At 41.8% G+C, this 19565-nt stretch carries 18 protein-coding genes; 4 read left to right on the top strand and 14 right to left on the bottom strand.

The window, feature by feature from the left end; genetic code table 11:
- The first annotated feature begins 405 nt into the window (after positions 1-405).
- The 3 genes from tatA to EIP89_RS08245 are packed head-to-tail and all read left to right on the top strand — an operon-like array spanning position 406 to position 2514.
- Complete coding sequence (gene tatA / locus EIP89_RS08255; protein WP_124398201.1) at positions 406-588, top strand: twin-arginine translocase TatA/TatE family subunit; 183 nt, start codon at positions 406-408, stop codon at positions 586-588.
- Positions 589-621: 33 nt separating this feature from the next.
- The gene (gene gatA, locus EIP89_RS08250; RefSeq protein WP_124398200.1) at positions 622-2046 is read left to right on the top strand and encodes an Asp-tRNA(Asn)/Glu-tRNA(Gln) amidotransferase subunit GatA; all 1425 of its coding nucleotides are present in this window, start codon (positions 622-624) and stop codon (positions 2044-2046) included.
- Positions 2047-2082: 36 nt separating this feature from the next.
- Positions 2083-2514: a DUF2452 domain-containing protein gene (locus tag EIP89_RS08245; protein ID WP_124398199.1), complete on the top strand. Its 432-nt coding sequence runs from the start codon at positions 2083-2085 to the stop codon at positions 2512-2514.
- A gap of 218 nt (positions 2515-2732) precedes the next feature.
- On the opposite strand, the gene EIP89_RS08240 is transcribed toward EIP89_RS08245, so the two are convergent.
- From EIP89_RS08240 to EIP89_RS08210, 7 genes are all read right to left on the bottom strand, one after another.
- Positions 2733-3884: a hypothetical protein gene (locus EIP89_RS08240; protein ID WP_124398198.1), complete on the bottom strand. Its 1152-nt coding sequence runs from the start codon at positions 3882-3884 to the stop codon at positions 2733-2735.
- Positions 3885-3914: 30 nt separating this feature from the next.
- Positions 3915-4520 (bottom strand): WbqC family protein, encoded by a 606-nt coding sequence (locus EIP89_RS08235; RefSeq protein WP_124398197.1) that lies wholly within the window; start codon positions 4518-4520, stop codon positions 3915-3917.
- A 74-nt stretch (positions 4521-4594) separates the two neighbouring features.
- Complete coding sequence (gene lepB / locus EIP89_RS08230; RefSeq protein ID WP_124398196.1) at positions 4595-6238, bottom strand: signal peptidase I; 1644 nt, start codon at positions 6236-6238, stop codon at positions 4595-4597.
- A 12-nt stretch (positions 6239-6250) separates the two neighbouring features.
- Complete coding sequence (gene dapB, locus EIP89_RS08225) at positions 6251-6961, bottom strand: 4-hydroxy-tetrahydrodipicolinate reductase (RefSeq protein ID WP_124398195.1); 711 nt, start codon at positions 6959-6961, stop codon at positions 6251-6253.
- A complete protein-coding gene (locus EIP89_RS08220; protein ID WP_124398194.1) occupies positions 6958-7650 on the bottom strand; it encodes a DUF5683 domain-containing protein in 693 nt (230 codons plus the stop codon). Before EIP89_RS08220 ends, dapB begins: the two co-directional genes overlap by 4 nt.
- Positions 7574-8473 carry a ParB/RepB/Spo0J family partition protein gene (locus EIP89_RS08215; protein WP_124398193.1) on the bottom strand — a complete coding sequence of 300 codons (900 nt, stop codon included), beginning with the start codon at positions 8471-8473 and terminating at the stop codon, positions 7574-7576. The genes EIP89_RS08220 and EIP89_RS08215 overlap by 77 nt, the downstream gene beginning before the upstream one ends.
- A 38-nt stretch (positions 8474-8511) precedes the next feature.
- Positions 8512-9303 (bottom strand): ParA family protein, encoded by a 792-nt coding sequence (locus EIP89_RS08210; protein WP_124398192.1) that lies wholly within the window; start codon positions 9301-9303, stop codon positions 8512-8514.
- Positions 9304-9416: 113 nt separating this feature from the next.
- Between EIP89_RS08210 and EIP89_RS08205 the strand changes: the two genes are divergently transcribed.
- Positions 9417-10265 (top strand): class I SAM-dependent methyltransferase, encoded by an 849-nt coding sequence (locus EIP89_RS08205; RefSeq protein ID WP_124398191.1) that lies wholly within the window; start codon positions 9417-9419, stop codon positions 10263-10265.
- Here the strand turns inward: EIP89_RS08205 and EIP89_RS08200 are convergent.
- From EIP89_RS08200 to EIP89_RS08170, 7 genes are all read right to left on the bottom strand, one after another.
- Positions 10239-11159 (bottom strand): hypothetical protein, encoded by a 921-nt coding sequence (locus EIP89_RS08200; RefSeq protein WP_124398190.1) that lies wholly within the window; start codon positions 11157-11159, stop codon positions 10239-10241. The two genes, EIP89_RS08205 and EIP89_RS08200, sit on opposite strands and share 27 nt — an antisense overlap.
- Positions 11125-12555 carry a 23S rRNA (uracil(1939)-C(5))-methyltransferase RlmD gene (gene rlmD / locus EIP89_RS08195; RefSeq protein WP_124398189.1) on the bottom strand — a complete coding sequence of 477 codons (1431 nt, stop codon included), beginning with the start codon at positions 12553-12555 and terminating at the stop codon, positions 11125-11127. The genes EIP89_RS08200 and rlmD overlap by 35 nt, the downstream gene beginning before the upstream one ends.
- Before the next feature lie 26 nt (positions 12556-12581).
- On the bottom strand, positions 12582-12791 hold the full coding sequence (locus EIP89_RS08190; RefSeq protein ID WP_124398188.1) for a helix-turn-helix transcriptional regulator: 210 nt from the start codon (positions 12789-12791) through the stop codon (positions 12582-12584).
- Complete coding sequence (locus EIP89_RS08185; protein WP_124398187.1) at positions 12788-13258, bottom strand: hypothetical protein; 471 nt, start codon at positions 13256-13258, stop codon at positions 12788-12790. The genes EIP89_RS08190 and EIP89_RS08185 overlap by 4 nt, the downstream gene beginning before the upstream one ends.
- Before the next feature lie 353 nt (positions 13259-13611).
- The gene (locus EIP89_RS08180; protein ID WP_124398186.1) at positions 13612-16275 is read right to left on the bottom strand and encodes a T9SS type B sorting domain-containing protein; all 2664 of its coding nucleotides are present in this window, start codon (positions 16273-16275) and stop codon (positions 13612-13614) included.
- 141 nt (positions 16276-16416) lie between these two features.
- Positions 16417-17787, bottom strand: a complete 1371-nt coding sequence (locus tag EIP89_RS08175; protein WP_124398185.1) for an OprD family outer membrane porin — start codon at positions 17785-17787, stop codon at positions 16417-16419.
- A gap of 31 nt (positions 17788-17818) precedes the next feature.
- Positions 17819-19525, bottom strand: coding sequence for a bifunctional metallophosphatase/5'-nucleotidase (locus EIP89_RS08170; RefSeq protein ID WP_124398184.1), 1707 nt, complete (start codon positions 19523-19525; stop codon positions 17819-17821).
- Positions 19526-19565 lie beyond the last annotated feature (40 nt).

Here is a 19565-nt window from a genome sequence, read left to right as displayed (position 1 = left end):
ATTTGCCGGGTTGCTGTTTAAAGACTACTCGCCTCACTTAAAATGTCTATGATGGCTCTAATTTACTTCAATTAAGGGTTTTATCAAAATAAAAAAGAAGGCGTCCTTTACTTTTTGGACACCTTCATTTTTTGCTGATTTTCAAAAAAATGTTTAAATTTTTCCTATTCTTTATATAAAAAGTTGTCTTGCTACTTTTAATAATTGTAAATATGTGTAAGCTGGTAGTAGCTTTAAAAATGTCTGTTCGATTATTACAAACTCTTAACTCTTCATTGCTACTTCTCTTGGTTCACTCCCTGGATTGCTCAATCAGTTTTTAAATATTAGGTATTGTATTAAGTTAACTCTCCATACAAGGCATTCCTTCATACCTTTGCACACAAATCGAATATTCAACCAAAAATGAGTTTTCTGTCTATATTCCTTGGCATGGTAGGGCCTTGGCAGATTGTGTTGATTGTGGTAATCGTTCTGTTGCTCTTTGGAGGTAAAAAAATTCCTGAACTCATGCGCGGCCTCGGATCAGGCGTTAGAGAATTTAAAGACGCTATGAAAGATCCCGAAAAAAAGGACGATACGAAATAAGACCTTATTCAGCCCAAACTAGTATTAAGTGGCATGATGGAATACACCAATCTGCATGAATGGCAGTCTGCCCTGAAAAAAGGCGAATTCTCCTGCCTCGAGGCAGTAAATCACTACATCGAACACATTGAAAAAGATACACACAATGCTTTTGTTGAAATCTTCTACGGCGAAGCTCGTGAGCGTGCCACAGTGATCGACCAAAAACTGCGCTACGGCACTGCAGGCAAGCTTGCGGGCATGATAATAGGCATTAAAGATAACCTTTGTTTAAAGGACCATCATGTATCGGCTGGCTCAAAAATTTTAGATGGCTTTGAGAGCCTTTATACAGCTACCGTTGTTGAGCGTCTGGTCAAAGAAGACGCCATCATCATTGGTCGGCTCAACATGGATGAGTTTGCCATGGGCTCATCCAACACGACATCTTACTACGGACCGGTCAAAAATCCGCACAACCCAGCTATGGTGCCCGGGGGGTCGTCTGGAGGCTCAGCCGCAGCGGTAGCTGCTGGTCTTTGTCATGCAGCTCTCGGTAGCGACACTGGTGGTAGTGTGCGCCAACCGGCTGCCTTCTGTGGCATATACGGCCTTAAGCCCACCTACGGACGTCTTTCGCGGTATGGATTGATCGCTTTTGCCAGTTCTTTTGATCAGGTTGGTCCTATGACCACCAATTTAGAAGACATGGCCCTCCTTATGGAAGTGATGGCCGGCAAAGATCCCATGGATTCTACATCTTCTTCGCGTCCAGTAGAAGCCTTTAGCAAAGCCTTGCAATCCGAACAAAAATTCACCATCGGCTATTTGGCAGAAACGCTCAATCACCCTGGCCTTGACCCTGTAATTCGCCAAAAGACCCTCGATACACTCGAACTGCTTCGCAGCCAAGGACATTCGGTGGTAGAGGTACATATGCCTTATCTCGATTATCTCACACCAATATATTACATCATTGCTACCGCTGAAGCTTCGAGCAACCTTGCCCGTTACGATGGAGTGCACTTCGGTTATCGCAGTCCCAATGCCAAAACTATGGACGAGGTGTACACGCTCACTCGTACCGAAGGCTTCGGCACTGAGGTGAAGCGCAGAATCATGCTTGGTACCTTTGTGCTCTCCTCCGGCTTCTACGATGCTTACTATGGCCGTGCACAGCGTGCTCGACGACTCATTACCGATACCACTAATGAACTATTTCAGTTGTGCGATTTCCTCCTCACCCCCACCACGCCTGGTACAGCTTTTCCCATAGAAAAGAAATTTGACGACCCCACCAAACTTTACCTTGAAGACGTTTTCACCGTATTGGCAAACATTACGGGCATACCCGCCATTAGCATACCCGCAGGTCGCCATTCCAGCGGTTTGCCGATCGGCATCCAGCTCATGGCACCCAAATACAACGACTTCCAACTCTTTGAACTTGCGGCCCAGCTCAGAAGCATTAATACCTGAAGCCAACAATTCAACCTCACAACTGTTACAAAGAGCATGGCTGAAGAATTTAAAAATCCCATCGACGCTGATAAGGTTGCCGAAAAACCCTCCACACTGCCGTACGCTCACCACGTAGGTAGTGCAGTCATCAAGCCCCTCGACCTAGGCAAGACCATAGGGAGAGCAGTAGCAGCCATGGAGCATCAAACCGACTTGCAGCTCGCTCAAATCAAAGAACAAGTCGAACTTCTCATGCGCCAGGCCGATGCCATACAGCAACGCAAGAAGCTAGCACACATCATTTACAGTTGTGAGATCCGCTTCCGTCCCGAAATTAATCATATTTATCATCTCTACCAGCGGCCAGACGGTTCACACATGCTTAGCATGATAGGCCCAAACGAATGGGGACGCTCCAAAACTCCCGGCTCATACGTATACAGCGTAAAACTCTTAGCCGACCACACTTGGGAGATTGTTCAATAGATTTTTTGCTCCCTTTTGTATTTTCCAAGAATACAATAGTAACTTACACTGCTTAAACGAGTTATCAGCTTACCTTATCAATCACCTATGGTTTTGGTACGCAGATTTAAAGAGATTAAATCAAAGATCTGCACATATTTGTCTTAATTGTATAACAAGATCCTAACTTCTTAAATATAAGAGTTTTAGAAAGAGTAGTGGGGGATTATAGAACATAATCAATCACAATCTTCCACCACCCACTCGCTCACTTTTTTAAAGCGCTGCGGATTATCCGGTTGCGAAAAAAACAAAGTAAAAGCTGTGTATTTCGGATATTCACCTACCAAAATAAAATCTGTGTAGCCATCTTGATTTAAATCCCCAAACCAAAATAGATCTGGTACGCCACATGCACCTGGATGTGAGATTTGCTTCGAAACATCAAAGACTTCTTTTTCATTTAACATCAACTCTACTAAAAGTTTGTAATTTTCAACCACGGGACAATCATGATTGTATGACTTCACCGTTCCAGCAGCCATTATCTTAATGTTCCCCAACGAATTACCAGGCTCGCTGGCATAGAGCTCTAGGCGTACACCAGGTGTCAATTTTCTGTTGTACTGCGTTAATACATAATCGTTGTTTCGAATTTTTTTCCAGTTTTTGAAGGGAGTGGGTAATCCAATTATAAACAAAGAACCATCGCCCTCAGAAGGTTTTATGTCAAAGTGTAGCTTGTTTTTTGGGCTATTTTTTCGAAGCTCAATAGTTAGATCTATAGGTTTTATGACGTAATACTCATCTTCCACCATCACTGCGTAGTAATACAAAGTGCGATCGATGGCCGTAATGTCTCTGCAGTACGGATAGCTTTCGGTGATCAGCTTTACTTCAGTAAAAGGAGAGGTATTAGGCTTAGTACTTGTTTGCTGAGAAGAGACTATTGTTGGTGCTTGTGATACCGCGGTAGATGATGCCGAGGCCTCAGTGATGCGATAGTCGTCTTGAGCAGTTTGAGGTTGGCTTTCTACAGTGAATTTTTGTTGTGTTACCTGAGGTTTATAGGAGGATACCAACACCGATAAACCATCCCACATGTATCCAATAGTATTCTTATAGCGTACTAATCTCCAATTACCCTCAATTCCTTCGAAAGTGGCTTTTCCAAAAGTTTCAGCGCAAGCTTCGATTTTAAACTTGTACGGCACCCCTCCGATGGCTTTAGCTGTTGCATCTGGCTTTTCGCGTATACGCATGCCCGACTGTGCTTCTATCTGAAGCACTTCGGTAAATGCACACTGGGTATTCTGTGCAAACGATTGATTTGAAAGGATGTATAGTAGGAGTAAAGTTTTCGTTTTTACTGAAAACAATTTCAAGGACATTATTTCTTTTTTTGCAAAAATATCAATTATTTAAAAGTCAATAAGATGAGCCTTAGCCAAAGGTCCTTCGTTAAAAATTAAATCCAGACACGAGACGTTGGGCATAAAGCCGTTTTTGTAAGAAAAAACTTGTGTATATTCCCTTGTCTTTTCATCGTTAAAAAATCCCTTTTTTAGCTCAATATCAGTTAGTTGAAGTAATTTGCAAGTCTTTTGATCACATCTTTCAGTTTTTTTTTCTTTTAACCAATACAGACACAAATCAATAGATTGGATTATAAATTCAATTAAGTAAACCGGACGATTTTTGTATAAATCTTCAAGATTATTTTGCAAAAATTCGTAAAAAGGACTGTTGTTGTAGGTAGAATGCAGGGTTTTTAGGTGAAGTGATGGCCAATCGGTGTGATAGGATATTTGAATTTGGCTTGCCAACGCATCCTTTTCAGGGTGTTTTACGGGTACAGTGAGTATTTGCTGACCGTTTGGTCCATCGATGTAAAAGCGGTTAAAGGCGGATTGCTTTTGCCAGGGCCAGTCTGTCACAATGCATTTATCCGGGCATTTTAACCATTTGCTAAACCAAGAAGTTGAGGGAAACAAAAAGGGAGGAAAACCTTTTGTATTCGATGGCATTCCAGATGTTATTATTCCAAGCCCAAGCTTTAAAATGAGAAATTACTTTCGCGGACGAATTTTTTTTTACTCGTTTATGCAGGTAGATTGCGCTTCTTATCTCTAATCTTTTTTATCACGTATTTCCAAAGCAAATTAAGCATGGCAACAACCACTACAAAGTGCCAGAAGTACGATTTCGGTTTGCCTTCGCCATGTACTGTCGTAAATATGCGCTTTGTGCGTATTCGATCGGTGAGCTTTTCGGCCGTTTTGTCATAACTCATCCAGATAAATACAGGCTTACCGACGATGTGATCTTCGGGTACAAATCCCCAATAGCGCGAGTCGAGCGAATTGTGGCGGTTGTCGCCCATCATCCAATAGTAATTTTGCTTAAAAGTATATGCATCAGCTGGTTTACCATTGATATAAACGAGGCTATCCGTTACTTGCAGATCGTTGCCTTCATAGACGGAGATAATGCGTTCGTACCACTCGATGTTGTCTGGTGAGATTTGTACCGTTACTCCCTTTTTAGGAATATACACAGGCCCGTAATTATCACGAGTATTGGTGTATTTAATGATGTCGGAGTGGAATCGGTTTGGAAACATCTCGCTGTTTGGCACGAGGTAGCGGTCTATGTAGTTCTTTAAGACGATAGGCGCGCTAGCATCATATGATCCAGGCTCTCTTGGCGCTATTACGGGTATTACCTCTTCTACATTTGGCAGGTATTTAAATTGGTCAACTTTATCCTCAGGAATAAAGAACAGATACTCGTTTTGATTGATTTGTCTTACTTGCGAAAAGTCATTTTCACCCGGTACAAGGTCCTTGGAGTAGTAAATATCGAGTTTGTCGTGCAGCATGCGTCTGTTGAAGGGTGCTCCATTGGTGCGCACGTAGTATTCGAACTGCAGTCGGGTGCGGTCAGGATAGGTAGGCTTTTGACCATTGATGATTAGCTCGCGGTCTTTTATCTCAAGGGTATCGCCGGGTAAGCCGACACATCGCTTTATGTAGTTCATCCGCTTGTCGATGGGCAGGTCGCTCTCCATTGGCCAGTTAAAAACCACGTTGTCAAAGCGCTTTATGTCTTCAAATTTGGGCAATCGGATATAAGGTAGCTGCACCCAATCGACAAAGCAATCGACATTTAGCATAGGTATTTTGCTGTGCATCAAGGGTATAGAGAGTGGTGTGATGGTAAGTCGATTGCCGTAGTGCATTTTGCTTACAAATAGAAAATCGCCTACAAGCAATGTTTTTTCCATGGATGGTGTGGGAATCACATAAGCTTCGAAGGTGAAAGCTCTCAGAACTGAAGCCACCACCACTGCGAATACAAGGGAGTTTAGCGTTTCGCCTACGTGTTTTTTGATGTAGGCATTATCGCGGCCCACGTACTGGAGTTGAGTTGAAAATTGCAAGTAGAGCAAGTATCCACCAAGGGTAAATGTGCTGATCCAAAAGTCTTTCCACTTGCGGTGATTAAATACGTGAAGAAGTTCGTACAAAGCCACAAGGGTCATTAGGTTGCTCACCACCGGGATAAAGAAGAGAAATATCTGCCATGTAGGTCTTTTAATGATTTTCAGCAGCACGTAGGTTTTATACACAGGTATTGCTGCTTCCCATGCCTTTCGGCCCGCTGCCTCATAAAAGCGAAATGTGTAGAGAAATGTAAAAACTTCAAGTATGATGAAAAAAGTAAAAAAATTGCTTTGGTGCATGTGTATATGCGGTTAAAAATTTATGTTAAGCATGTCATCCATCGTGAAAACTCCCTTTCGCCCTACAAGCCAACGTGCAGCAGCTAAAGCCCCCTGAGCGAAACCCACACGTGAAAACGCTTCGTGCCTTAAGGTTATTTCATCTACATCAGAGGTAAACTTTACTTCATGTATTCCTGTAACGTCTCCTTCGCGTATGGCATCTATTCTAAGGGTATTTTCTTCTGATTCATTGAGCGAATAGCCTCTCAATTGGGGATAATGTGGCAGCATTTGTTGGGAAAGGGTGATGGCGGTGCCGCTGGGGGCATCTAATTTCTGCGTATGGTGGATCTCGCGAATACTCGGCTTGTATTGCGAAAAAGTGGATAAAACTTCTGAAACTTTGTTTGTTATCTTAAAAAAAAGTTGCACGCCGATACTAAAGTTCGACGAATACAGCAATGCGCCTCCGTGCTGTTCAGCCAGTTCAATCACTTTTGGCAAATGCTGAAACCATCCAGTGGTGCCGCATACTACTGGTATGCCTGCCTTGAAGCATTCGTGAATATTGTCAACGGCTGCCTCTGGTCTCGTAAATTCTATGGCTACATCTGCCTGTTTCGAATATGCTGCTATGTCTTCAGTCTTAGTAATGCGCGCTATGATTTCATCTTGAGTATCAAGGGAAAGCGATTCGATCATCTTTCCCATCTTTCCGTATCCGATGAGTATGATTTTCAAAACTGTGACAGATTTTGTGATTTTTTTGAAATTCCGGAGTCAAAAATAAAAGTAATCTGCACTCCTGGAATAAAAGCTGTGTGTACTTGCTGCAAGCTCGGTTTTATGCGAAGACTGAGTTTATCAGAGATGTCGTAATAATAAAAATGTGCATCTACGTAAGCGTCAAGGATATTGAGGCCATATGCAGCTATGAACAGCAGTGCCGATAGGTCGCGCCAGCGCCTGTACGTATTGGCGATGAAAATGAGATTTTCGGGAGAATATCTACCTTCGAAAATATCGACACTGTCGAGTACCAAACGCTCTAATCCGCCGTAGTAGTAGCGATATTGATGGTCGTTTTCTAAGACAAAATATCCCGTAGCGCCCAGTGCAGCATATACGAGTGGTATCTTCCAGTATTTCTTGTTGTACGCCTGACCAAGCCCCGGAACCAGTGCACTATACACTACGGCACGCTGTACCGAGTGTCGCTCAGGGTTTTTAAAAATCCTGGATATGAGGCGTTTTTCTTGTGATGGCTTTTCTTTTTCTAACGAGTCTAACTGACCTTGGGCGTTTGAAAGAAAACCCATTAGAAGAAGAAGAATACACAGCGCTCGCAAGGCTTTACTGTTGTACGATGGCGAGTATTCTTTCCAGGTCGTTTGCGTCTTCAAAGTTGATGATGATTCGTCCTTTGCCATCGGGCTTTTTGCTGATTTCTACCTTTGTGCGCAGAGCGCGCGAGAGCACTTCTCTGATGGCGTCTAATTCTTCATCAATGGATTTTTTACCTTGACTTCGCTCTGGTTCGAGCTCTCCTTTTTGCTTATAGCGTTTTACAAGTTCTTCTACTTGTCTTACAGAGAGCTCCTTAGCCACGATTTTTTTATAAATCTCAATTTGAGCTTCCTCGTCTTCGATGTTTATGAGTGCGCGGGCATGTCCCATGCTGATAAGGCGGTCGCGCAGGCCCACCTGTATCAGGTCGGGCAGCTTGAGCAAGCGAAGGTAGTTTGTCACGGTTGAGCGTTTTTTACCCACGCGCTCACTGAGCTTTTCCTGAGTAAGGTTAATTTCTTCGATGAGTCGGCGATAACTGATGGCTATTTCGATGGGGTCGAGGTCTTCGCGCTGGATGTTTTCAACCAGTGCGAGCTCGAGCATGTTTTGGTCATCAGCTAAGCGCACATAAGCTGGTATAGTTTTTAAACCTGCCATTTGTGCAGCTCTCCATCGGCGCTCACCACTTATGATTTCGTATTGATTAAATCCTGTTTTTCTTACAGTTATTGGTTGAATTACACCCAATTGGGCGATTGATTGTGCCAATTCGTCGAGAGCTTCTTGAGAGAAATTTGATCTTGGCTGATAAGGATTTGGATGAATAGCATCGATGTCGATCTCAGCCACTGATCCTACCAGCTGTTCAGCATTTTTATCTGATGCAGATTTAATATCGGTAGCTGGATCTTTTAGCAGAGCTGATAAACCTCTGCCGAGCACTTGTTTTTTAGTGTCCGCCATTTTAAAGAAGTCAAAACCGTTAAAAAATCAAAAATACGCTATTTGGCAGTAGAGTTTTCGGTTGATGCCGTGTTATTTTTCAAAAATTCGCGTGCTAAGTTCAGGTAATTTGCTGCACCTTGGCTGGTAGCGTCGTACACTACAATGCTTTCGCCGAATGATGGTGCTTCTGAGAGTTTTACATTCCGCGAAATGATGGTGTCAAAGACCATGTTTTGGAAATGGGTTTTTACTTCTTCCACTACTTGATTGCTCAGTCGCAAGCGCGAGTCGTACATGGTGAGCAATAAGCCTTCGATATCGAGATCAGGGTTGTGAATCGATTGTACGCTACGTATCGTATTAAGCAACTTACCCAAACCTTCAAGAGCGAAATATTCACACTGTATGGGCACGATCACGCTGTCGGCAGCAGTGAGCGCATTAATTGTGATTAAACCTAAAGAAGGGGCACAATCGATTATGATATAATCAAAGTCATCTCGAATTTCGGATAAGGCAGCCCGAAGCATGTATTCACGTCTTTCCTTATCTACGAGCTCGATTTCAGCAGCCACAAGGTCGATTTGGGAAGGTATAAGCCATACGTTAGGTGTATTGGTTTTTATAATAACATCTTTGGGATTTACTTGATGCTCAATCAATTGATAGGTGCCCAACGTTACTGACTGCGGGTCGACACCTAAACCGGAGGTGGCATTCGCCTGAGGATCAGCATCGATGAGCAGCACTCTTTGTTCCAATACGCCAAGGCTTGCTGATAAATTCACAGCAGTTGTGGTTTTACCTACTCCACCCTTTTGATTGGCTATGGCTACTACCTTACCCATACAGTGTATTTTTGATTGCAAATGTACATACTTCGACTGACGCTACGGGTTAAATTTTACGTTAAATGGCCGGGGATAATTAAATTGTTAATTTGTTATAATTCTGAAAATCAGTGAATAAAAAATTTGTCTTTAGGTCTCATTACTATCCGAAGGCTTTGCTTGAGCATCCGTGGCTCATAGTGTTTTACTATTTATTTGTTCTACTTTACTACCCAAGATACCTGATTTTCATTTTCGAATTTAGCAGACATATTAAAAACCAACGTTCTAAAAAGATTTTAGAAATTGGATTTGGAGAGGGCCTTCACTTGATTCTTTTTGCATTGCGCTACAGAAAAAATACTTTCTACGGATACGATGTTCGAGAGGAGAACCGCCTTTTTGTTGATAGATTTTGTGCCCTTTTTAGATTAAAGAATGTTCACCTTTTAAACGATAGTGATTTTCGTGCACTTTCTGCCGATTCTTTTGAATTTGTATATATGGTTGGAGTGCTTCAATATGTAGAAAATGATATGGAAATATTGTTAAAAATTAAAAATCTTTTGAAGCCAAACGGCAAATTACTTCTTTATCAACCTGTGCGTTACAAAAGATATTTAAATTTACTTCATAATTTTATCGAAAGCTATGAGCATTATGAAAAGGAAGTAAATATTAAGAGACTTTACTCGGAATTTGATTTATTACAATTACTTAAGTCAGCTGGTTATACTATTGATAGTTGTAAAAAATACGCAATTAAAATTTATAGTATTTCGCACGAAATATTTTTGGTGTTTTATATTCCTTTTGTAAAAGATCATCGAGTAGCAATTAAACTTATCAGCTCGTTTGGCATATTAGGATTAACACCTATCTTGTTGATTTTAAATCTTATTGATCGTATGATCAAAGTAGGTGACAATAATACCGTGATGACAATAGCGACTTTAAGTCCGGTAAATGAGCTGATTTAAATTCTTGGTAAACGAAATTTTCTCTAAAAATCGATTAATGTCAGTAAAGGTAATAATACCTTTTCGTTTGATACTCACTCGTTCAAATTTTATTTTAAAGTATTTTTCAAATAGAAATGCTATGATTTTACCAAAAAGGGTCGAATTATTTTTTTTATTTAAATCTTCAAAGTGATTATTCACAATGTTTTTGAATGTGTAATCACCAGAAATTTCGTAAACTTCTTGAATCAAAAAGGCTTCTGAGTCTTCCTTTTCAAAACTTGCATCTGGAGTTAGTACAAAGAGAATTTTAGTGTCAAAAATGGAATATTTGTCAAAAAATTTCAGCAGTTTTTTTACAAGGTAATAAGTGGTATAAACAGTATCTTTCTCTACGATTAAATTCAGAAAAACTTCATTTGAATTGTTGTAAAAACTAGTCTTACTTATACTAACACTTTTGATAAAAGGAAAAAGTCTTAAAAATTGGCTTACTGCTCGAAATTGATTGATGAAATATTGGATTTCTAATTCTCTGTTCCAGCTTACATCAATTAAATTGAGCTTACCCGGTAATGCATATCTGTTATTTTCATACAGGAGTTCACCTTCTTCTGCCATTTGAAAAAGCATTGATGTAAAACTGGTAAAATCGACATCTGTGTCGATGTGATTGTAAATTTCCTTTGGATTAGGAGCCAATTCCATTTCATGAAAAAGAGAAATGGCTTGTATGATTTCGGCTTTCATAGTTTGGCTATGGTTTGTTAACGCAAATGTAACAAAAGTTCTTAAAATTTGTTTAACCTGGAAAGAATTTTGTAAATGAGTAAAAACGCTTTTTAAAAGGCAGTGGAGTTTAAATTGAGTTAGCCTTTCAAATTGAGTGAGTGGCTTTGAGTAAAGCCACATTTTCGATATGATGGGTGTGTGGAAACATATCGACAGGGCCGTAACGCTCTATGGTGTAATGGTCTTTCATTAGAGCAATGTCTCTTGCCTGAGTAGCACTGTTACAGCTTACGTAGATGATGCGTTGTGGCTTAAGGCGAACTAACTGTGATGCCACTGCAGGATGCATCCCATCTCGAGGCGGATCGACCACTACTACGTCTGGGTGTCCATAGTGAGAGATAAAATCTTCTGAAAAAGCGGTCTTCATATCGCCCACTATAAAATCTACATTTCTGATACCGTTTAGTTCAGCATTTATGTGAGCATCGGTTATGGCATCAGGTACAAGTTCAATTCCTGTAACGCTTTTTACATAACGAGCCATGTAGAGGGCTATTGTACCGGTTCCTGTATAGAGGTCGTAGATGTTTTCGTTACCTACAGGCTGCAGATAGTCTAACACACGGCGATAGAGTCGTTCGGCTTGCAGTGAATTTGTTTGGTAAAAGCTCTTAGGACTTACTCGGAAGATGAGGTCGGGATCACCTTCATTGTAGGCTTTCAATTTCTCTTCGATGTAGCCAGGCCCGCTGAAGGTGTGTAGGTCGAGGTCGTAAATAGCGTCATTTCCTTTAATATTGACAGCATATATTAAAGTGAAAATTTTAGGAAATGCCTCTAACAATCGACTAAGCAGTGAATGGATATCTCGCTGATTGTCTTCTCCAAATTGTATCAAAACCAAGTATTGGCCTGTGGTGCTGATTCGCAGCATTAAAGTGCGAAGTAGGCCGCGCTGCTCGCGAGGATTCCAAAAAGTCAAATTGTGTTCAACGGCATATTTAAAGATGAAATTCCTAATTTCGTTGGAATATGCATCGTGCAAATGGCAGTAATCGATGTGGAGCACTTTGTCCCAACGACCTGGGATGTGAAAGCCGAGAGCTCGACGATCGAGTGCATAAGTGGATGCAACCTCCGCCTCTGAGAGCCAGCGCATAGAACTGAAAGAAAATTCGACCTTATTTCGGTAGCCGAATATTTCGCTGCATCCCAATATCTGATCAGGTTCTGGCAACTGAAGACCTCCGAGGTGTTTCAGATTGCTGGTTACTTCGGCTTTTTTATGAGCAAGTTGGGCTTCGTAGTCCATGTGCTGCCATTTGCAGCCTCCGCAAGTTCCGAAATGTGAACATTTTGGAGGTATGCGAGCTGGTGATGGCTTTAAAATTTTATCAATTTGAGCTTCGAGAAATTTTTTTTTCGACTTTACAACAGTTACTTCTACCAAATCACCTGGAATGCCAAAGGGCACAAAAACTACTTGCCCTTCTGCAGTACGTGCCACTCCCATACCCTGTGCCCCGGCTGATTGGATTTTGAGAGTGAGTTGAGTTCCTTTTTTTATGTTCATTCTGATCGCAAAGGTAGTTACTGGTCTTACCTCTGCCAGTCGGAATCTTCGAGTTGAAATATTTGTTCGACGTGCTTTCCAAATACTTGGGCAATTTTAAGGGCAAGGGCTACTGATGGATTGTAATCACCCCGCTCAATGGCATTTATGGTTTGGCGACTCACTCCTACCTTTTGTGCCAGTTCGGCTTGCGAAAGTTTGATTTCCGCCCTTTCTACACGTAGGCGATTTTTCATGCCTCAATTTTATTGGAATGTTTCCAAATCAACCACCTGAATCGAATGATGAAAAAGAGTAGTGGTGTAAACATATTGAACACCATTACATAAAAAAACTTCATGCCGTATATAAAAGCGATTGTGATAAGTAGAACTAGGTAGTTGATGTGAATAGCCCAAGCCAAACAGTCAAGCCGTATTCTAGCAATAAATTCATCTTCTACCGTCTCACGACTAAATGCTACCAGCCATCCACCTACGATCAGGAGTACTGAGGCCACCTCGTCGAGAATAGTGTTTTCTTGAAATGTAAACCAAAGGTCCTTTCCTATAGGTTGATCTTCGTAAATGACAAAGACTTTTGAATTCGACCACGTTGGTTCAGAGTCGATCAATAGCCAGTATAATCCGGCTAGTATACCTATGCTCAATAAAATCCATCCGATTTGCTTGAATCGATGTGGAAGAAGAAATGAGGAATTCATGGCACCTCTTTTTTTGTTCAAAAGTAAAACAAATTTGTCAATATGACAATTATATTTTACATAAACGATGCTTTTTCCTTTACAAGATTGAATCTTTTCTCGTCTAAATTTAATTCTAATGCAGATGATTTCTGCCTTTTAAAATAATTTGAACTTGTTCTGTTTTTAATGAAACGCTGTTTGGGAGAAGATTTTAAACTTAAAATTAACCTTCAGAGCATTCAGAGAGGATTCTTAATACTTCGAAATTTTAAAAAGTGTAAATGACTAAGACTTTATTATTGATTTTGTTTAAATAGGTGAGAGAAATTAGGTTTGTAAACCATCTTTAACATGCACATTCAACAATTTTTTTATCTAAAAAGGGTAATGTTTCCTTTAAAATCTACAGGTTGTGGTCCATCCTCCGTATTTATTTGTACAGCAATGGTGTAAAAATATGTGCCTTCTGGACAGGGTCGGCCACTACTCTGATCGATGCCATCCCAGCCTTTTTCAGCAAACACATTAGCCTCAGACAGATAAACGATTTGTCCCCAGCGATTAAATATGGTTATTGTTCCACTGAGCACATCTGACCATTTAATAGGTAACAGAAGGTCGTTTTGCCCATCGCTGTTAGGAGTGAATACGTTGGGCATTTGAATCTCAGGACAGGGCGATAGGCATATATCTGGTGATTTTCGACTCTCTTTTGTGGGCTGTGCAGGATCTTGTGGATTAACTGTAACCACCGTAAAGGCATAGCAACCAGACAAATTCATGTTTTGAAGTTGGTAGGTAGGTTGTGTTATATTCGATACTGAGGGGGTAGTGGGATATTCGTCTGATTTCCGGTTTTTAAAGTACATGTTGTAGTACAAAAAATTCACATCTGTAGGACAAGAACCGGTATCGTTGAAAGTAAATTGAAATTCCAGATACTTTTCTTCACACCTGTAATCAACCTTTACTCTAGGTGGACAGGGCAGCGCAGTGTCCATTGGCACTCCGCAGGCGATCTGTGAACGATTGAGTATTGGTGCAGGCATTCCTGCACCGGTAAATGCACCTATGGTTTTTATATAGTAACAGTAACTACTTCCATTTGTAAGACCAGTATCCAGGTACGAGGGCTCAGTGCTCAGGCCAATGGAGTCAAAGGTGATGCTGCCCGCTTCACGGCGATATACTACAAAACTATCGTTTTGCCATGGTCCGTCGTATTGATAGCTCAAACGTAAAGCCCTGTTCGATGGCGTTAGTTCTAAAAAAGGTTGAGTTGCCGGATAAGCTCTTCCAACTACTTTTTGATTTTGACCTGACAGAAAATCAACCGTATAGCGATATAACAAACCCTCTGTATTAAGAAGAGAGTCGGTAAAAACAGTATCAATAAAAGAAGAAAAGTCTTTAACTGGCTGAAAGTCGGATCCATCAATGCCTATGGTGCGGTATAGGCGATACGAGTAGGGCGGTGGAAAATTAGAAGTATCGATTTCTTTTGGGGGTGTCCAACGGATGTGGATGATGCCTTGCGTTTGAGAGGTGTTTTCTACATCTACGTTTGTAAGAACCGGCGCGGTACGCACCACTTCGCTGCAAGCTTCGTTTGAGGCTATACTTTCGGCTCCATTTTCGAATTCAGCTACAATTCTATAACAATACTTAACACCCATTTTTGGAACGAGCGAATCCATATAGCTTGTAGCCTGGCTGCCATCGGAAAATCCGATGAGGGCAAAACCCGTAGAAGGCGGCAAGCCTGTTTGACATGAGTCAGGGGTAAAACCCGAGGGGCCTTCACGACGGTAAATTTTATAGCGTTTTACCATGTCTGAACAGCTGTATAGATTCCATGATAGCTCGATGCGACCAGCTGTACCGACGGCTTGTAAATTTTGAGGAGGAGGACCGATCACTACAATATCCGTTGTCATATAGGCTGACAGAGGATTTTCAAATGGATTAGATGGCTGATCTTCAGCTCTGAAAAATACTTGGTAGGGCTGAGGTCGTACATGGTTGCAGGAAGTAGTCCATCGAAAGATGCGCGTGACCGATGCTGAGTCAGTAGAGGCTCCCAACATGGTTGCTGGTGGTGGCAGTACAAAAGGACCGCCGGTGGCTGTGAGGGTTACATTTCGGAAGTCGGGATCGAAGGCTGCTACCGAAAATTGCAGCGTTTGGCCTGCTATTACGCAAAATGGACCAACCGGTGGGATTACCGGTGGCTTGTTGTTGCAAGGGCCTACGGTAATCTGCAAGTCGCGTGTCACTTGGCCAATGAGAGCCCACTGACCGGAAGCAGTCTTGCGAAACTCAGAAATTAAAATAGCAAAATTGTATTGACCTTGATTTTTTGGGATGTTCCATTGAAAGTCACCCGTTACAGGATCGATGGATACAGGGTCTTGTACAAGGTTGGGCGCATAAGTGGTTTGAAATTCTACTCCTCCTGCTCCACGGCAATTTACCAATGTGAAGGCCAAGGAGTCACCATCCTGATCGAAGGCTCCCGGATTGTGGATATAGGGCTGATTAAGACAAGCATCATCGATGGGTGGATTGAGCAACGTTACTGAATTGTTGGGACCAAGTATGGGATTGATGATTAAAACGCTTTGAATATAAAAGGGCACGGAGATGCTTCCCGGGATGTTGCTCACACCACCGTTGCGGTTTGGATCTTCCATGCTTATGGTGTAAATGCCTGCCGAGGGATAGGTATGGGTACCGCGATAGATGTTTAACTTCACGTCGTTGGCATTGGCGAGGCTTACACCCATGCCTATACCCGGGCCGCAATTAAGATTCGTCGGCCCATTGAGCCGGTTGAGTACTGAAGTAGTATTATCGCCCCACCAAACCGTAAGGCTGCACCTATCGGCTGCTACACTTGATTCTTTTGTATATGTAGTTATGGTAATTTCATACGTAAGACCAGAAATATGACGATATGTGATTTCGCCGGCCCTGTTGTGAGTGCCATGTAGTACAAAGCTGTAAAGAATCAAACCGGCAAAAAATCTTAACATCAGCTGCAATACTTGCTACTAAGATAAGACTCAATGCCGGTTAAAAGTTTTGTTTTACGGAATTTAATCAAAAACTCAATGTAAAAATCAGGAAATTCTTCAAGTAGTATAGGCCACTTATAGAATTCTTTTGACGTGATGTTAAAGAGAATAGTTTACGATTAGGTTGTAATTAGACATCATCACCCGATTAAATACGTACTGTAAATCATTATAGGTTTCGCCTGCGAGGCCTTTATATACATAGAGCGCCTGTAAATTCAATCCATTTAAATATCCTTTGAAACTGTAATTTAAAAACAAATTGAGCTGATTGAACGAGGGCATACCATTTTTGTTTTGGCGAAAGTTTAAAACATCGGGCATCAAAAAATAGCCGAAGGCTGCACCTGTTCTAAGTGTGTTGTTTAGCTGATATTCTGAGCGAAAGGTGAAGGCATGGGTATTGGCAGAGCCCTCATTTCGCTCACGAGCCATAAAGGTGTAAAAAGGTTCAATCCCCCATTCCCTAGGAAACAGAAATCTATCCCGGTCAAAGATGTGGGTGTAGTTGAGTGAGAAGGTTTTGTTGAGCCAACGCATGCCCAGGCGGGAACTGATAAAACCTGAAGAATGGCCAGGCAGTAGATATGCTTTGGCTTGATTGGAGTTTCCGCCGTTCCCGCTGCTTGACTGTATACCGTACTGTAAACCTGCTATGACGCTTGCTCTGTCTGATGAGAACGGATAATTGAGATCAGTTTGGACAAAGTGTAGATTAAAAACATTGTCAACATGGTAGAACCAGTAGTTTATTTTTAGGCTGTTGAAGGGTTTTATTTGGAGATTCCCAAGAAACACGTATTTGCTTTCTACCGAGTTTCTGTAGCCCGACGGATTGCCATCTACACCTTTTCCTACCGGATACACACCTATGCTTTTTCCAACAGTAAACCAATTAACTGTAGACCTCGGGCTCATTCCATAAATGTAACCTGCCCTGAATTCCAGCCATTTGAGCTCTTGCACATCGAGCCAGAAGGCATCCTGAAGCGACGGACGCATTCTTCCGTCTTGTGGGTTAATAAATGGAGTTAAAAGGTTTTGGCGGCCTATGGTGAGAGAAGTTTTCCTATAGCGGTATTTGAGGAATAGGCTTTCAAGTCGTTCGAGATTGTTGCGGTTACCTGGATCTTGAAAATCAAAATTACCCAGCTCGTAGCGGCTTCGTCCTTTGCCGAGTGTATCAATGGATCCAAGATCGTTTGACCAAACATTAAATAAGAAAAATCCACTAAATCCGGTAGAAAAGCCCTTGAATTCAGGCATTTGATAGCCTATTCCGGCGCCTACAGCAAGTGAATAATAGTCGGTTAACGGCCCATAATTGTTGGTGGCCATAAAGTAGTTGCGCATATGGCCACTCATTTTTCCTCTTTTAAAGAAATTTTGCAGACTCGATTGGGTAGTATCAACTGTTCCTGCAAAAGCATATGAAACCGATAAGACTAGAAACAGGAATTTACCAACCATTTTTACCACGAGAGCTGTGTATTTTGAAATTCTAAATAAATTGGTAATCTACACCGTACACTTGTGTAAGTAAGTTGGATGGAGCATCGATTGCCACTGCATTGCCCTTAGGAGTTGGGGTTACAGGTGAATTTGCTTTGAGGTATTCTTTGATCATCCGATGAAGTGAGAAATCCATATTTCTAGCGTCTTTCACACCAGTAAACCGGCAGAGCACATCAGCGGGGTCACCGTCGCGTTCACAGGCTGCTATTGAATAGGTTTTATCCGGGTCAATGGGTTGGCCCCCAACTGTAAGTTCTTGTACTCTGCTGCCAAAGGGTGCGTATGCCTTGAACTTGACTTTCATGCCATCAAATTTCACCACCCATCCGCCGAAGCGCTCTTTAGCTTTTTCAGCAAAAACGTTGTGCAATTCGCGCTCAATCCACTGTTGGATTTGTTTTCCAGTTACATAGCCCATTCTCACAGTGCTGTCGACGGGCAACATGTCGTAGAGGTAGGCACTTGTTATGGGAATATTCCCCGTTGTATCGCGCTGTACACGTGGTGGACAGAATCGGAAACCATTCGATAGAACAATGTCGATGTTTGGCATTTTCCAGCGCAGAGCATCGATGATGAGGGTGTCTATGGTATTTTCGATCACAAAATATCTGTACAGCGGAATAGTACTGTAGCCAATTACCGTTCTGAGGTCGTCGATAAAGGGTTTTTCGCTCTCTTCTACGATTTTCTGAACTATTGGATCAGCCTTTAATTTTTTAGGTGATACTTCTTCGAGCTTATAAATTTCATCTACTACTCTTCCATTTTCGATTACCAGCTGAAGTCTGCCCACAAATGAGCCGAAGGCTCCCGGTTCTACTACTTTCGAATATTTGCCTACAATTGGTTTTCGCACACGTTCATGTGTATCACCGCCGAGAATGATGTCCACCCCTTCACAAGCAGGCTGATTGGAGAGGTGTATTTGTTGCGAAAGCCCTAAATGAGCTACGATGATCACATAAGCGCATTTTTCCTGCTCGCGCAGCACTTTTACGTAGTGTTCCAGATTTTCTTCAGGATCTGTGTAGATAATGCCTTTGCTGTAATTAGGCGATTGGCGCTTTGGCACCAGCGGATCTGTATACCCTAAAAAACCGATTTTTACTCCAGCTACATGCCAAATGTAATAGGGTTGAAATATGAGTTCCCCTCGCTTGCCATTTCCGAGATCGTGATACATGTTGGCACAAACCTTAGGGGCGTTGAGCGAACCCATGAGGTCTTGCATGGCCGCTTTGTAGTACACTACCTCCCAGTTGCCGGGCAAATAGAGGTCATACCCTAAGGCGTTCAATATAGGAACAAGGGCTTTTCCGGTGGTTTTTACCGAGAGCTCACTGCCCTGAAACATATCGCCTGTATCGATTATAAAAGTGTTTTTGTAGCGCTTGCGCTCTTCTTTGAAAAAAGTGGCTAGCTGTGCGTATCCACCACATTGGCGAAATACGGCTTGATTGTTCTCCCAGAAAAGCTCATCGTGAGGAAATACTTGGCAGTGTACGTCAGTTGTTTGTAAAATATTTAGGATAGTGCGTGAGCTGCGGTTGCCATCTTCTGACAAACTTTCTGGTTCAAAATCTTCCTTTATGAAATCAGAAGCCATTAATCCATTCATCCATCCACTTCCAACACCTAAACCCAATAAACCCAACTTCTTTAGAAAACTTCTTCTTTTTTCTGAGTGCATGTCTTTTATTGTTAAATATTGGCAATTTTTTCGTAAAAAA

Source organism: Thermaurantimonas aggregans (assembly GCF_003851885.1).
In the GTDB taxonomy this organism is placed as follows: domain Bacteria; phylum Bacteroidota; class Bacteroidia; order Flavobacteriales; family Schleiferiaceae; genus Thermaurantimonas; species Thermaurantimonas aggregans.
This window is presented reverse-complemented; position numbering and strand designations above follow the sequence as displayed.

Excerpts from the sequence above, each read along its gene's own strand:
- tatA (WP_124398201.1), top strand. The coding sequence starts at position 406 with ATGAGTTTTCTGTCTATATTCCTTGGCATGGTAGGGCCTTGGCAGATT.
- gatA (WP_124398200.1), top strand. The coding sequence starts at position 622 with ATGATGGAATACACCAATCTGCATGAATGGCAGTCTGCCCTGAAAAAA.
- EIP89_RS08245 (WP_124398199.1), top strand. The coding sequence starts at position 2,083 with ATGGCTGAAGAATTTAAAAATCCCATCGACGCTGATAAGGTTGCCGAA.
- EIP89_RS08240 (WP_124398198.1), bottom strand. The coding sequence starts at position 3,884 with ATGTCCTTGAAATTGTTTTCAGTAAAAACGAAAACTTTACTCCTACTA.
- EIP89_RS08235 (WP_124398197.1), bottom strand. The coding sequence starts at position 4,520 with ATGCCATCGAATACAAAAGGTTTTCCTCCCTTTTTGTTTCCCTCAACT.
- lepB (WP_124398196.1), bottom strand. The coding sequence starts at position 6,238 with ATGCACCAAAGCAATTTTTTTACTTTTTTCATCATACTTGAAGTTTTT.
- EIP89_RS08220 (WP_124398194.1), bottom strand. The coding sequence starts at position 7,650 with ATGGCAAAGGACGAATCATCATCAACTTTGAAGACGCAAACGACCTGG.
- EIP89_RS08215 (WP_124398193.1), bottom strand. The coding sequence starts at position 8,473 with ATGGCGGACACTAAAAAACAAGTGCTCGGCAGAGGTTTATCAGCTCTG.
- EIP89_RS08210 (WP_124398192.1), bottom strand. The coding sequence starts at position 9,303 with ATGGGTAAGGTAGTAGCCATAGCCAATCAAAAGGGTGGAGTAGGTAAA.
- EIP89_RS08200 (WP_124398190.1), bottom strand. The coding sequence starts at position 11,159 with ATGTGGCTTTACTCAAAGCCACTCACTCAATTTGAAAGGCTAACTCAA.
- rlmD (WP_124398189.1), bottom strand. The coding sequence starts at position 12,555 with ATGAACATAAAAAAAGGAACTCAACTCACTCTCAAAATCCAATCAGCC.
- EIP89_RS08190 (WP_124398188.1), bottom strand. The coding sequence starts at position 12,791 with ATGAAAAATCGCCTACGTGTAGAAAGGGCGGAAATCAAACTTTCGCAA.
- EIP89_RS08185 (WP_124398187.1), bottom strand. The coding sequence starts at position 13,258 with ATGAATTCCTCATTTCTTCTTCCACATCGATTCAAGCAAATCGGATGG.
- EIP89_RS08180 (WP_124398186.1), bottom strand. The coding sequence starts at position 16,275 with ATGTTAAGATTTTTTGCCGGTTTGATTCTTTACAGCTTTGTACTACAT.
- EIP89_RS08175 (WP_124398185.1), bottom strand. The coding sequence starts at position 17,787 with ATGGTTGGTAAATTCCTGTTTCTAGTCTTATCGGTTTCATATGCTTTT.
- EIP89_RS08170 (WP_124398184.1), bottom strand. The coding sequence starts at position 19,525 with ATGCACTCAGAAAAAAGAAGAAGTTTTCTAAAGAAGTTGGGTTTATTG.